Here is a 13489-nt window from a genome sequence, read left to right on the forward strand (position 1 = left end):
TCAACCCGACGGCCGGCCCCTGCGGCCAGCGGGTGCGGGGTGCCGGGGGCCTCGATCCGGACTCACCGGGGGCGGTGCCGGCGCAGGTCTAGCGCCAGCTGGCGCGGGTCCTCGCCAGCCGCCGGACCATAGCGCCAGCGCACGAAACGCCGGCCCAGCGCCCTGAGCGCGTCCGCATCCCGGGGTCGCAGGCGCGCGACCCGTTCCACCCAATGCAACGCCGGTTCGTGCGGCGCGCGGGCCAGGTCCAGCCGGGCATACCGGCCCCCCAGCCTGCGCCACGCGCGCAGCACCGGATCGCCGCTGCGTTCGGCGCGCGCGGCCAGCCACAGCATCCAGGCCACGGCCAGGCCGGCGGCCAGCGCGAACAGCGCGATCAGCCCGCGCGCACCGGTGCGCTCGAGTCCGACCGGCCGCAGGATCGCCGCCTGGCGCGCGGCGTCGAACCCCAGCACCAGGTCGTTCCAGCCGCGTCGCAGCCAGTCGCCGAGGTCGAACATCGGCACGATCCCGGGCAAGGCGGTGAACCCCCCACCGGCGATGCGATCGTCGATGGTGTCGTAGATGCGTTCGGGGGCCACCGCCGCGGTCGGGTCGACCCGGACCCAGCCAGGGCCCTCCAGCCAGACTTCGGCCCAGGCGTGCGCGTCCTCGTTGCGCACCACCCAGTAGTCGCCGAACGCGTTGCGCCGCCCGCCGGCGTAGCCGGTGACCACCCGTGCCGGGATGCCGGCGGCGCGCATCAGGATCACGAAGGCCGAGCTGAAGTGCTCGCAGAAGCCCTGCTTCCAGTCGAACAGGAACTCGTCCGCGGAATGGCGTCCCGGCAGCGGCGTGGACAGGGTGTAGCCGAACTCGGCGCGGATCATGCGCATCGCCCGCTCCACGATCGCCGCGTCGTTGCCCGGGCCGTTATCCGCCCGCCACTGGCGCGCGAGCGCGACGGTGCGCGGGTTGTAGCCCGGCGGCAGCTGCAGCGCGCGCCGGCGCAACGCCTCGGGCAGTTCGGGCTCGAAGCTCGCCGGTCGCCGGGCCTGCATGCGCCAGCGCGTCACCGAGGTGAGCGGCGCCGGCGCTTCCAGGACGAGGTCCCAGGACTGCGTCGTGCCCGCGGGCGTGGCCTGCGGCAGTTCCAGCGCCACCACCGTGGCGCGTTCGGTGGGCTCGATCTCCACCAGGTAGTCCCACGCCGGGCCGGCCGGCGTGGCGGCGGCGGGCGGCAGCGCGCGGGTGTCGCGCGCGCGGCGCCAGGTGCGTCCATCGAAGTCCAGCAGCACCGGGCCGCGCCAGTACATCTGCGATGGGGGCGGTGCCTCGCCCTGGAAGCTGACCCGCAGCGCGGGGCGCTCGTCGTTCATCATGTCCAGCCACTGGCCGGGTTCCATCTCGTCCGACAGCCCCGGCAGCGACAGCACGCGATCGGGCACGCCCCACAGCGGGGACGGGATGCGCGGGAACAGCCAGAACGCCGCCAGCGCCAGCGGCAGTCCGATCGCCGCCAGGCGCAGCACCGCGCCGAGCCGGCGCGCGGGCGCGACCGGCGCCAGGTCGCCCGATTCGTCGTCGGCCAGCTGGTGCAGCGCGCCCAGCGCCACGATCGCGCCGGCCATTCCGAGCAGCAGCGACAGCGGACCCTGGTCGAGCAGGAACGTGGCGAACGGCGCGAACAGCGCGAAGCCCACCAGGCTGCGCGCGTCGCGCATCGAGCCCAGTTCCGCCGGCTTGAGCGCCAGCATCGCGGCCAGCAGCGCGCACGCCACGTCGCGCCCGAGGCCGAAGCGGTAGATGGCGAGCACGGCGGCGACCAGCCCCAGCGCCAGCAGGGTACGCAGCCACGCCCGCAGCGGCGCGCCACGCGACAGGCAGGCGGTGGCCAGCGCGACTGCGACGGTGACCGCGGCCAGCAGCCCCGGCAGCCGCGGCAACAAGGGCAGCAGGCAGGCGCCGGTGGCGGCCAGGGCCCATGCGCGACCCGCCGCGGTGAGGGTTGCAGGCTCAGCGCGACGCATCCGCGTCCCCCGGCAGCAGGGCCAGTGCGCGCAGGCAGGCATGGCGGTGGCCCGGGCCGCGGCCCGGCCCGATGTCGGCTTGCCCCGGCAGGCGCAGGCGGTAGCGGCGCAGCTCGCGTTCGGCCTCGTCGACCCAGCGCGCCAGGCGCCGGATCCGGGCTTCGCGGCCCAGCGTCGCGAGCATGTCCCAGTCCAGGACCACGTCGGTGCCAAGTGGCTGCTCGAACTCGCGCACCATGAGCGTGCCGCGCCGCGCGGAGGCCTTCCATGCGACCGCGCGCCGGCTGTCGCCGCGGCGCCACTCGCGCAACTGGTGCACGTCCTCGCCCGCCGGATGCAGCCGCGACCGCAGTCCGTCGCCCTCGGCCAGCGGCAGGGGCGGGCCGGCCGGCTCGGGCGCCGGATACACCAGCAGCGGTGCGTCCGCCCACGCATACGCCCAGGCACGCGCCAGTCCCAGCGGGCGCGTGGTCGAGATCCGGATGCGGCCGGGGTCGAACCAGCCGCGGCGCGAGGTGGGCAGGGCCAGCACCGCTTCGCCGGCGCCGTCGGCCAGCGACAGGGTGGCAGTGCGCCCGGCGCACGCCACCTGCAGTCCTCGGCGGGTGCGGCCGGGCGCGGCGCGTGCGTGCACGCGCAGCTTCAGCTCGGTGCCGGCCGGCACCGGCTCGGCGCCGATCGCATGGACTTCGAGCCCGGCCAGCTGCAGCTGCGCGTGCAGCAGGCCTGCGACTGCTGCCCCGGCCAGCACCAGGCACAGCAGCAGGGCCGGGTTGTTGTTGTAGTTCAACGCGCCCAGGCCCATGGTCGCCAGCAGCGCGCAGAAGAACGCGCCGAAGCGGGTCGGCAGCACGTAGATCGTGTGGCGGTCGAAGCGCACCGGCAGCGTGGCCGGTGCGCGCCGGCGCACCCAGCGGTCGAACCGCGCGCGAGCGCGCCGGCGCAGGGATGCCGCGATCATGCGCGCCGCGCACCCGGTGCGCGTCCGTGCCGATCGCGTCGCGGGCGGGCCGGAACCACGGTTCCGCGCATGGCTCAGTCCACGGCCACGTCGCGCAGGATCGCCTCCGCCAGCGTGGCGCCGTCGCCGGCGTCGTTCTCCGGCACCAGGCGGTGGGCCGCGACCGGGACGAACAGCGCCTGCACGTCCTCGGGCAGCACGTGGTCGCGCGCATGCAGCAGGGCATGGGCGCGGGCCGCGCGCAGCAGGGCGATGCCGGCGCGAGGCGACAGGCCCATGCGCACGCCGGGCGCATGGCGGCTGCGGCCCAGCAGTGCCTGCACGTAGCCGACCAGGGCTTCGCTCGCGTGCGTGGCGAGCACGGCGCGCCGCAGCCGCATCACGTCCTCGGCGCCCAGCGCCGGCAGCGCCTGGGCGATGAGGCCGCGGCGGTCTTCGCCGGCGAGCAGCGCGCGCTCGGCGGCTTCGTCGGGATAGCCCAGGGTCAGGCGCAGCAGGAACCGGTCGAGCTGGGAATCGGGCAGGGGATAGGTGCCCGACAGGTCCACCGGGTTCTGGGTGGCGATCACGAAGAACGGCTCGGGCAGGCGGTGGGTGGTGCCGTCCACCGTCACCTGGTGCTCGGCCATGGCCTCGAGCAGCGCGCTCTGGGTGCGTGGCGGCGCGCGGTTGATCTCGTCGGCCAGCAGCACGTTGGTGAAGACCGGCCCCGGGTGGAACTCGAAGCCGCGGCCCTGGGTGTCGTAGATCGAGACGCCGACGATGTCCGAGGGCAGCAGGTCGGACGTGAACTGCACCCGCTGGAACCCCAGTCCGAGCGTGGCCGCGAGCGCGTGGGCCAGGGTGGTCTTGCCGAGTCCCGGCAGGTCCTCGATCAGCAGGTGGCCGTCGGAAAGCAGGGCGACGAAGGCCAGCCGTACCTCCCGCGCCTTGCCCAGGACCAGCTGGTTCACCTGCGCCTGGGCGGCCGTCAACGCTTCTTGATCGCGCTCGGTTAGCATGGCCGGTTCCTGGATGGCGGCAGACACGACGCTCTCCTTTTCCAATCGGGTCGAGTGTAGCGGGGGTAGTGGCGCCATGCGCGAAAACGGGGTGACGCGTGCTGTCTTCATCGCGCTGTGGCTGGCGATCGTGCCGGCCAAGCTGCTGGTGGCCGCGCGCCTGCCGCTGTTCGTGGACGAGGCGTTCTACTGGCAGGAGGGCCACCACCTGGCCTGGGCGTACTCCGACCTGCCGGGCCTGACCGCATGGACGATCCGCCTCGGCGACGCGCTGTTCGGCGACGGCGTGCTGGCGGTGCGCTCGCTGTTCCTGCTGGTGTCGCTGGCGCTGCCCTGGCTGGTGGTGTCGCTGGCGCGGCGGGAATGCGGCGCGAACGCAGGATGGACCGCCGGCTGCGGCGCGCTGGTGCTGCCGCTGTTCGCGATGCTGGGCGTGATGGCGCTGCCCGACGTGCTGCTCGCCGCGGCGACGCTGCTGGCGCTGGACGCACTGACGCGGATGCTGCGCGAAGTGAGCCACGGCGACGCGGCGCAGCTCGCGCTGGCGCTGGCGGTCGGCGCCCTCAGCCACTACCGCTTCATCGCCGCGCTCGGGGCGGGGTTCGTCGCCCTGCTGCTGATGCCGCAGGGGCGCGCGCTGCTGCGCGATCCGCGGATGGTCGTCGCGCTGGCGGTGGGCGCCGCGGCGTGGATGCCGCTGCTGGCGTGGAACCTGGAGAACGCCGAAGCCGGGCTGCGCTTCCAGCTGGTCGACCGCCATCCCTGGACGCTGCACCTAGACGGGATCACGTTCCCGGCCGTCCAGGGGATCCTGGTGACGCCGCTGCTGTTCGTGGCCCTGCTGGTCGCGGCATGGCGCTTCCGCGACGCCGAAGCGCCGGGGCAGCGGCTGCTCGCGCTGAGCGGCGGCATCGTGGTGCTCGGGTTCTTCGCCTTGGGCTTCTTCGCCGACACCGAACGGGTGAGCTTCCACTGGCCGCTGCCGGGCTACGTGGCGCTGCTTCCGCTGCTGCCGGCGGTGCTCGAGCGCTGGCCGCGCGGCTGGCGGATCGCCACCTGGGCGCTGGCCGGATGCGGGCTCGTGGCGGTGCTGGGCTACTACCTCGCGGTGTCCTCGCCGGCGGCGCGCGAGCGCATGGCCGCGCTCAAGTGGTATCCGTCCAACTTCGCCGGCTGGAACGAGCTCGCCGACGAAGTGCGCCGCGCGCGCGCCGGGCTGCCGCCGGATGCCCGGCTGGTGGCCGACAACTTCAAGATCGGGGCCGAACTGGGGTTCGCCCTGCGCGAGACCCGGATCCCGGTGCTCGACCACCCGCTCAACCGCGCCCACGGGCGTGCGCCGCAGCTCGCGCTGTGGGGCCTGGACGCGCGCCGCGAGACATTGGCCGGCGCGCCGCTGCTGCTGGTGGTCGGCGCCACGGACGTGCCCTACCGCGACCTGCTGCAGCGCTACCACGCCCTGTGCCGCCGGTTCGGGCCGCTGCCGCCGCCGCGCGTGCTCAACATCGACCACGGTCGCCAGCGCTTCGTCCTGCTGGCCTGGCCCGAAGGCCTGCCCGAGGTGCAGGATCCGGTCGCGTGTTCGACCCCGGCGATGGCCTGGATCGACCGGCCGGTCGCGGGCGCGCGGGTCGCCGGCACGCTCGAGGTGTCCGGCTGGGCGTTCAAGGACGGGCCCGGCCTCGACCGCGTCGAGGTGCTGGTCGACGGACGCCCGGTGGCGGAAGCCGAATACGGCCTGCCGAGTCCCGGCACGGCGCTGTACTGGCGCATTTCCAGCGACCCCAACCATCCCGACGTCGGCTTCCGTGCGCGCGTGGACGCCAGCGACCTGCGTCCGGGGCGGCGCTGGCTGGGCCTGCGCCTGCACGGTCGCGACGGCAGCGTGGAGGACTGGAGCGAGCTGCCGCTCCTGGTCGAGCCCGCTGCAGTGGCCGGCGACTGAGCCTGCGTCCCGGGGTCAGGGCAGCGCGACGCCCTGCGCGCGCAGCAGCCGCGCGGTGGCGATGAGCGGCAGCCCGACCAGCGCGGTCGGGTCGCGCGAGTCGATGGCGTCGAACAGCACGATGCCGAGGCCTTCGGACTTGAAGCTGCCGGCGCAGTCCAGCGGCGATTCGGCGTCCACGTAGCGCGCGATCTCGTCGCTGGACAGGCTGCGGAAGCGGACCGTGGTGGTGTCGAGCGCCTGCTCGACGCGGCCGTCGCGGGCCAGCGCGACCGCGGTCAGGAACACCGCCTCGCGCCCCGACATCCGCTGCAGCTGGGCGATCGCGGCCTCGCGGGTGCCGGGCTTGCCGAGGACCCGGCCGTCGCAGCTGGCCACCTGGTCGGAGCCCAGGACCAGCGCGCCCGGGCGAAGCGCCGCCACGGCCGCAGCCTTGGCCGCCGCCAGGCGCAGCGCCAGGGTCGCCGGCGGTTCGCCGGGCAGGGGCTGCTCGTCGACCTCGGGCCGCGCGGTGTCGAACCGCAGCCCCAGGCGCGCCAGCAGCTGCGCGCGGTAGCGGGAGGTGGAGGCCAGCACCAGTGGCGGCATGCGCGGTCCTTCAGTGCAGCGATGCGCGGGCGCGTTCGATCTGCAGGAGCTGGTCGTCGATGCTGTCGCGCGCGGCGTCGATCGAGGCGCGCACCGAATCGAGCTGTTCGAGCGAGGCGTCGTGGCCATGGCGCTGCAGCCACAGGCGCTGGCGCAGCATCTCCTGCATCGCCTCGCGCACCGGGTTGCGTTCGTCGCCGGCGATCGCCTCGATCTCCGAACGGGCCAGCCGCAGCCGGTCTTCGAGCGCGTCGGCCGAGTCCAGCAGGCGGGCCACCGCACGGGTCCGCTGCTCGCCGCGGCGCCGGAACCAGGTCGCGAACGCGACCGCGAGCGCGACCAGGAGCAGGGAAAGTGCGAAAATGGTCACGCCGAGGCTCCCGATGCGGGAGGTCCAGTCTGACCCGTGGCGTGGGCACGGGCAAATCCGCCGCGCCCGCCGGGCCGGTTTGACAGCCGGGCGCCGCATCCTTAACATTCATCGGCTTATGTCCGCGGAACTGCCCGAAATCCTGGACGCTTGGCGGATGGTCGCCGGGCGACGGGAGTTCGAGGGGCGGACCGCGCTGTCCGCGCTGCCCCGGCTGCGCGACGCGCTGTCCGACGCGGAGGGCGAGGTGGAGTTCGCGCTGTCGTTCGACCACGACGCCCTGCGGGTCCCGTACCTGGAACTGAAGCTCGCTGCGGAGCTGCCGCTGCAATGCCAGCGCACCCTGCAGCGGTTCCTGTTCACGGTGCGGACGGTGCAGCGGCTCGGCCTGATCCGCGACGAGGCGGACGAGGCCGCGCTGCCCCCCGGCTACGAGCCGCTGCTGGTCCCGGCCAGCGGCGAGATCCGGCCACTGGACCTGGTCGAGGACGAACTGATCCTCGCCATTCCGGTGGTCCCGGTGAAACCGGGCACCGAGACGGTCGAGCGCGATTGGCCGGTGCCGCCCGAAGAACAGGCGAGGACCAGTCCGTTTGCCGGGCTGGCCGCGCTGAAGAAGCCAAACTGAACCCCTGAAGTACCACGCGCCGCCACGGCGCCGAGCAGTCGCCACAACAGATTACGTTTCCGGAGCAATCCCATGGCTGTGCAGAAGTCCCGCGTCACCCCCTCCCGTCGTGGCATGCGCCGTTCGCACGACGCGCTCACGGCCAAGCAGCTGGCGACCGACCCGACCTCGGGCGAAACCCATCTGCGCCACCACGTCACCGCCGACGGCTATTACCGCGGCAAGCAGGTGATCCAGCCCAAGACCCGGATCGTCGAGGAAGACTGATCCCCGGTCCGGGTCCGCGCGGACCCGGCGACCACAGGCAAGCCGGCGGTCGGCCACGGCCCCCGGCCCCCGCGGCGCCCCGCGCCCGCACCGACCCGAGGTCCGTCCCCGAGATGACCGAGCGCATCTATTCCCGCATCGCCGGTACCGGCAGCTACCTGCCGTCCAAGGTCCTGACCAACGACGACCTGGCGAAGATCGTCGACACCAGCGACGAGTGGATCTCCACGCGCACCGGCATCCGCGAGCGGCACATCGCCGCAGAAGGCGAGACCACGGTCGACCTCGGTCTCCAGGCCGCGCAGCGCGCGCTCGGGGCCGCCGGCGTGGACGCAACGGAGATCGACCTGATCGTCTTCGGCACCACCACGCCGGACCTGGTGTTCCCGTCCTCGGCCTGCCTGCTGCAGCAGCGGCTGGGCATCGCCGGGTGCGGTGCGTTCGACGTCAACGCCGCATGCTCGGGGTTCCTGTACGCGCTGTCGGTCGCCGACAAGTTCATCCGCGCGGGCGACGCGAAGACCGTGCTCGTGGTCGGCGCCGAGACCCTGACCCGGATGGTCGACTGGACCGAGCGCACCACCTGCGTGCTGTTCGGCGACGGCGCCGGCGCGGTCGTGCTCAAGGCCGATTCCGAGACCGGCATCCTCAGCACCCACCTGCATGCCGACGGCAGCAAGAAGGAGCTGCTGTGGAACCCGGTCGGCGTCTCGGTGGGTTTCGACACCGGCGCGCACAACGCGGGCGTGCGCATCCAGATGGCCGGCAGCGACGTGTTCAAGTACGCGGTCAAGGCGCTCGACTCGGTGGTCGAGGAAACGCTCGAGGCCAACGGCCTGGACCGCCACGACATCGACTGGCTGATCCCGCACCAGGCCAACCTGCGCATCATCGAGGCCACGGCCAAGCGCCTGGACATGCCGATGGAGCGCGTGATCGTGACCGTGGACCGCCACGGCAACACCTCGTCGGGCTCGGTCCCGCTGGCGCTGGACGAGGCGGTGCGCTCGGGCAAGGTGCAGCGCGGCCAGCTGCTGCTGCTCGAGGCCTTCGGCGGCGGCTTCACCTGGGGTTCGGCGCTGCTGCGGTACTGATCGATGCAGCGGCGGCGTCCAGGACGGGCGCCGCGATGGCAAGGCAACAGGAGGACGCCGGATGGGAAAGGAAGGTCAGGTCAGGCGCCTGGACGTCGAGGGTGGCGTCGCTTGGTTCAAACGCTACGGCAGCGCGCGGCGCGCGTTGCGCATGCGGGCGATGGACTGGACGGCGATGCGGCTGGGCGTCACCCCGCTGCGCGCCCCGCCGCGCCATGTCGGGCCTGACGGGCGCCGGGTCGAACAGCGCCGCCTGACCGAACTCGCTTCGCTCGACGTGAACGTCCCGCGCGTCCTGGCGCAGGGCGACGACTGCCTGCTGCTGAGCGACATGGGCCAGACGCTCGCCGACCGCCTGCGCCGCAGCGGGCCCGACGAGGCCCGGACGCTGGTGTCGCGCGCGGTCGAGGCGATCGCCGCCGTGCATGCGCGTGGCGCCTACCTGGGCGCGCCGGTGGCCCGCAACCTCACCGTGGATGCCGATGGCCGGATCGGCTTCATCGATTTCGAGGAGGACCCGGGCGAGGTCATGCCGCTCGCCGATGCGCAGGCGCGCGACTGGCTGGTGTTCAGCGCTGGCGTGTCGCGGCACGTGCCGTTCGACGAGCAGGAACTCGCCGGGCTGCTGGCGGCGGGACTGCGGCGCGAACGGCCACCGTCGCGCAGCGCGCTGGCCTGGACGGTCGAGCGGCTGGGCTTCCTGCGCCGGCCGACCGCCTGGCTGGGCGGGCGCGCGGCCGGCATCGGCAAGGCGCTGGGCAGCCTCCGGCGTGCGATCGGGAGCAGCGGCGGGAGCGTACTCGCGCTGGCCGCGGCCCTGGCGCTCGACCTTCTGCACGACGGCGACATCGAACTGCTGGTCCTGCTGGCGGGCATGCTCGACTGATTCCGCCTCGACCCTACGGTCGGGTACAGACAATCCCAAGGCCGGCCCGTTACCATCTGCGGCCGTTTTTTCCCGCGCCGAGCCGTCGTGACCGATCCGCAACTCGCCTTTGTGTTTCCCGGCCAGGGGTCCCAGTCGATCGGGATGCTGGCCGGCCTCGCCGGGGCGCACGCCGTGGTCCGCGCCAGCTTCGAGGAAGCCTCGCAGGGTGCGGGCGTCGACCTGTGGGCGCTGGCCCAGCAGGGCCCCGAGGATCGGCTCAACCAGACCGAGTTCACCCAGCCGGCGCTGCTCGCGGCCGGGGTCGCGGTGTGGCGCGCCTGGCAGGCGGCCGGCGGTGCGCAGCCCGCACTGCTGGCCGGGCACAGCCTGGGCGAATACGCGGCGCTGGTCGCGGCCGGTGCGCTGTCGCTCGCGGATGGCGCACGCCTGGTGCGCCTGCGCGGCCGGCTGATGCAGGACGCCGCGCCCGCCGGCACCGGCGCGATGGCGGCGGTGCTGGGCGCCGAGGACGCGCTGGTGGACGAGGTCTGCCGCGAAGCCTCGCAGGACGGCGTCGTGGTGCCGGCCAACCACAATTCGCCGGGCCAGATCGTGATCGGGGGCCACGCCGCGGCGGTCGACCGCGCGCTGGCGCTGCTGGGCGGGCGTGGCGTGCGCAAGGCGGTGAAGCTGGCGGTGAGCGTGCCTTCGCACACGCCGCTGATGCGCGAAGCGGCCAACCGCCTCGGCGAGGCGATGGCCGACGTCGCCTGGAACGATCCGTCGATCCCGGTGGTGCAGAACGTGGACGCCGAGGTCCACCAGGGCATCCAGGCGATCCGCGACGCCCTGGTGCGCCAGCTCTACCTGCCGGTGCAGTGGACCGGTTGCGTGCAGGCGCTCGCCGCCGCGGGCGCGACCCGGATCGGCGAGTGCGGCCCGGGCAAGGTCCTCACCGGCCTGGCCAGGCGCATCGACAAGGGCCTCGACGCGCGCGCACTCGGCGCGCCGGAGGACTTCGACGCGGCGCTCGACGCATGGCGCGGCTGACGCCGCCGGCAGGCCGGGGTTTCCGGCGTTGCCGCGGTTTGGGCGACAATGCGCGCCGCGACCCCACCATCCCACGACAGGCGGACAGGCAATGACCCAGCAACTCCAGGGAGAGATCGCACTGGTGACCGGCGCAAGCCGCGGCATCGGCGCCGCGATCGCCGACACGCTGGCGGCCCAGGGCGCGATGGTGGTCGGCACCGCGACCAGCGAGGCCGGCGCGAAGGCGATCGGCGAGCGGCTCGCCGCGCACGGCGGACGGGGCCGCGTGCTGGACGTCTCCGTCCCGGGACAGGTCGAGGCCCTGATCGACGCGATCGGCAAGGAAATCGGGCCGCTGACGATCCTGGTCAACAATGCCGGCATCACCCGCGACGGGCTGCTGATGCGCATGGGCGACGAGGACTGGCAGGCGGTCATCGACACCAACCTCAGCAGCGTCTACCGCGCCTGCAAGGCCGCCATCCGCGGGATGATGAAGGCGCGCAAGGGCCGCATCATCAACATCGCCTCGGTGATCGGCGCCACCGGCAACGCCGGCCAGACCAACTACGCGGCGGCCAAGGCCGGCATCATCGCCTTCAGCAAGTCGCTGGCCAAGGAAATCGGCTCGCGCGGCGTGACCGTGAACGTGGTCGCGCCGGGTTTCATCGAGACCGACATGACCGCCGCCCTGCCCGAGGACGTGAAGCAGGGCCTCGTGGGCCAGATCGCCCTGTCGCGCCTGGGGCAGCCGTCGGACATCGCCAATGCGGTCGCCTTCCTCGCCGGGCCGGGCGCCGGCTACATCACCGGAGAGACCATCCACGTCAACGGCGGCATGTACATGCCCTGATCCGGCCGTTCCCCGGTGTCGCCGCGATCGCTGGCGGCATCGATAAGTTGCCGATTTTCAAGGGAAAGCGTAGCCCCGTCCGGGAATGCGCCTGCCCGAACCCGGGGTCGCGCCGCGGCAACGCGCTATCCTCGCCCCGGCTCAGACCTTAAACTTGTCACCGTAACATCCTCCGCGGAGCTACAGCCAATGAGCAGCATCGAAGAACGCGTCAAGAAGATCGTCGTCGAACAACTGGGCGTGAAGGAAGAGGAAGTCAGCGCCAATGCCTCCTTCGTCGACGACCTCGGCGCCGACTCGCTCGACACCGTCGAACTGGTGATGGCGCTCGAAGAAGAGTTCGAGTGCGAGATCCCCGACGAGGAAGCCGAGAAGATCACCTCGGTGCAGCAGGCGATCGACTACATCAAGGCCCACGTCAAGGCGTGACGCCCGCGGAGCGCCACGCCTGGCTTCGCGCCGGGCGTGGCCGCGCCGGCGCAATCGATCCGGCCCGCGCGGCCGGAGCTGGACAACCCCGGGGCCGCGATGCGGCCTCGCGCGTTTTGCGGCGCCCGGCCGGGGCGCGACGCCACCATGAATCGAGAGGAGAGAGTCGAACATGACCAAGCGCCGCGTCGCCATTACCGGCCTCGGCATCCTGTCGCCGCTCGGCGTTGACCTGGCGTCGAGCTGGGACGGCGTCGTCAGCGGCCGTTCCGGCATCGGCCCGATCACCCATTTCGACGCGTCGGCCTTCGCCACCCGGATTTCGGGCGAGGTGAAGGGCTTCGACGCGAGCCGCTGGATCCCGGCGAAGGACATCAAGAAGATGGATCCCTTCGTCCACTACGGCGTGGCCGCGGCGTTGATGTCGATCGCCGATTCGGGCCTGGAGATCCGCGAGGACAACGCCGACCGCATCGGCGTGGCCATCGGCGCCGGCATCGGCGGACTGAAGGGCATCGAGGAAACCGCGGTCAAGTACCACGACGGCGGGCCGCGCAAGATCTCGCCGTTCTACGTGCCCAGCACCATCATCAACATGGTCGCCGGCCATGTCTCGATCATGACCGGCGCCAAGGGCCCGAACATCGCCGTCGTCACCGCCTGCACCACGGCCACCCACAACATCGGCCTGGCCGCGCGGATGATCCAGTACGGCGACGCCGACGCGATGATCGCCGGCGGCGCCGAGTTCGCGACCACGCCGACCTCGCTGGGCGGCTTCTGCGCGATGAAGGCGCTGTCCACCCGCAACGACGACCCGCAGCGCGCTTCGCGTCCGTGGGACGCCGGCCGCGACGGCTTCGTGATGGGCGACGGCGCCGGCGTGCTGGTGCTCGAGGAGTACGAGCGCGCGAAGGCGCGCGGCGCGCGCATCTACGCCGAGCTGGCCGGTTTCGGCATGAGCGGCGACGCCCACCACATGACCGCGCCCAGCGAGAACGGCGAGGGCGCCGCGCGCTGCATGGTCGCAGCGCTGCACGACGCCGGCATCGACCCGTCGGAAGTCGGCTACATCAACGCCCACGGCACCTCGACCCCGCAGGGCGACCTGGCCGAGACCATGGGCATCAAGTCGGTGTTCGGCGCGCACGCCCCCAGGCTGATGGTCAGTTCGACCAAGTCGATGACCGGCCACCTGCTCGGCGCGGCCGGCGGCGTGGAGGCGGTGTTCTCGGCGATGGCCCTGCACACCGGCGTGATCCCGCCGACGATCAACCTCGAGAACCCGTCCGAGGGCTGCGACCTCGACTACGTGCCCAACACCGCGCGCGAGGCGCAAGTGGACGTGGCGCTCTCGAATTCGTTCGGCTTCGGCGGCACCAACGGCACCCTGGTGTTCCGGCGGGTCTGAGGCCCGCCCGCCCCGCCGTCGCCGGCACGGGCA

Annotated in this window: 14 protein-coding genes; 9 read left to right on the forward strand and 5 right to left on the reverse strand. The window is 72.9% G+C overall.

Annotation, left to right across the window (positions count from 1 at the left end):
* Positions 1 to 62 precede the first annotated feature (62 nt).
* From LUTJ29_RS0110880 to LUTJ29_RS0110890, 3 genes are all read right to left on the reverse strand, one after another.
* Entirely contained in the window at positions 63 to 2009 is a 1947-nt protein-coding gene (locus LUTJ29_RS0110880) for a DUF3488 and transglutaminase-like domain-containing protein (RefSeq protein ID WP_027072534.1), read from the reverse strand.
* Positions 1996 to 2970, reverse strand: coding sequence for a DUF58 domain-containing protein (locus LUTJ29_RS0110885; RefSeq protein WP_051322940.1), 975 nt, complete (start codon positions 2968 to 2970; stop codon positions 1996 to 1998). Before LUTJ29_RS0110885 ends, LUTJ29_RS0110880 begins: the two co-directional genes overlap by 14 nt.
* A gap of 74 nt (positions 2971 to 3044) precedes the next feature.
* On the reverse strand, positions 3045 to 3971 hold the full coding sequence (locus LUTJ29_RS0110890) for an AAA family ATPase (protein ID WP_144774170.1): 927 nt from the start codon (positions 3969 to 3971) through the stop codon (positions 3045 to 3047).
* 91 nt (positions 3972 to 4062) lie between these two features.
* On the opposite strand from LUTJ29_RS0110890, the gene LUTJ29_RS0110895 reads away from it, so the two are divergent.
* A complete protein-coding gene (locus LUTJ29_RS0110895) occupies positions 4063 to 5916 on the forward strand; it encodes a glycosyltransferase family 39 protein (RefSeq protein ID WP_232221200.1) in 1854 nt (617 codons plus the stop codon).
* 15 nt (positions 5917 to 5931) lie between these two features.
* Here the strand turns inward: LUTJ29_RS0110895 and LUTJ29_RS0110900 are convergent, their stop codons facing one another.
* Both LUTJ29_RS0110900 and LUTJ29_RS0110905 read right to left on the reverse strand, forming a co-directional pair.
* Positions 5932 to 6504, reverse strand: a complete 573-nt coding sequence (locus LUTJ29_RS0110900) for a Maf family protein (RefSeq protein ID WP_027072538.1) — start codon at positions 6502 to 6504, stop codon at positions 5932 to 5934.
* Positions 6505 to 6514: 10 nt separating this feature from the next.
* Positions 6515 to 6874, reverse strand: a complete 360-nt coding sequence (locus LUTJ29_RS0110905; protein WP_027072539.1) for a death domain-containing protein — start codon at positions 6872 to 6874, stop codon at positions 6515 to 6517.
* Between the two features lie 118 nt (positions 6875 to 6992).
* On the opposite strand from LUTJ29_RS0110905, the gene LUTJ29_RS0110910 reads away from it, so the two are divergent.
* The 8 genes from LUTJ29_RS0110910 (at position 6993) to fabF (ending at position 13456) form a co-directional block, all read left to right on the forward strand.
* Entirely contained in the window at positions 6993 to 7502 is a 510-nt protein-coding gene (locus LUTJ29_RS0110910; RefSeq protein ID WP_027072540.1) for a YceD family protein, read from the forward strand.
* Between the two features lie 72 nt (positions 7503 to 7574).
* On the forward strand, positions 7575 to 7769 hold the full coding sequence (gene rpmF / locus LUTJ29_RS0110915; RefSeq protein ID WP_027072541.1) for a 50S ribosomal protein L32: 195 nt from the start codon (positions 7575 to 7577) through the stop codon (positions 7767 to 7769).
* Between the two features lie 113 nt (positions 7770 to 7882).
* Complete coding sequence (locus LUTJ29_RS0110920; RefSeq protein WP_027072542.1) at positions 7883 to 8863, forward strand: beta-ketoacyl-ACP synthase III; 981 nt, start codon at positions 7883 to 7885, stop codon at positions 8861 to 8863.
* 61 nt (positions 8864 to 8924) lie between these two features.
* A complete protein-coding gene (locus LUTJ29_RS0110925) occupies positions 8925 to 9749 on the forward strand; it encodes a hypothetical protein (protein ID WP_043741182.1) in 825 nt (274 codons plus the stop codon).
* Positions 9750 to 9836: 87 nt separating this feature from the next.
* Positions 9837 to 10781, forward strand: a complete 945-nt coding sequence (gene fabD / locus LUTJ29_RS0110930) for an ACP S-malonyltransferase (RefSeq protein WP_027072544.1) — start codon at positions 9837 to 9839, stop codon at positions 10779 to 10781.
* Between the two features lie 91 nt (positions 10782 to 10872).
* Positions 10873 to 11616, forward strand: a complete 744-nt coding sequence (gene fabG, locus LUTJ29_RS0110935) for a 3-oxoacyl-ACP reductase FabG (RefSeq protein ID WP_027072545.1) — start codon at positions 10873 to 10875, stop codon at positions 11614 to 11616.
* A gap of 189 nt (positions 11617 to 11805) precedes the next feature.
* Complete coding sequence (gene acpP / locus LUTJ29_RS0110940) at positions 11806 to 12045, forward strand: acyl carrier protein (RefSeq protein ID WP_027072546.1); 240 nt, start codon at positions 11806 to 11808, stop codon at positions 12043 to 12045.
* A 172-nt stretch (positions 12046 to 12217) separates the two neighbouring features.
* The gene (gene fabF / locus LUTJ29_RS0110945; protein WP_027072547.1) at positions 12218 to 13456 is read left to right on the forward strand and encodes a beta-ketoacyl-ACP synthase II; all 1239 of its coding nucleotides are present in this window, start codon (positions 12218 to 12220) and stop codon (positions 13454 to 13456) included.
* Positions 13457 to 13489 lie beyond the last annotated feature (33 nt).

It is taken from the genome of Luteimonas sp. J29, from assembly GCF_000472505.1.
Classification (GTDB): domain Bacteria; phylum Pseudomonadota; class Gammaproteobacteria; order Xanthomonadales; family Xanthomonadaceae; genus Luteimonas.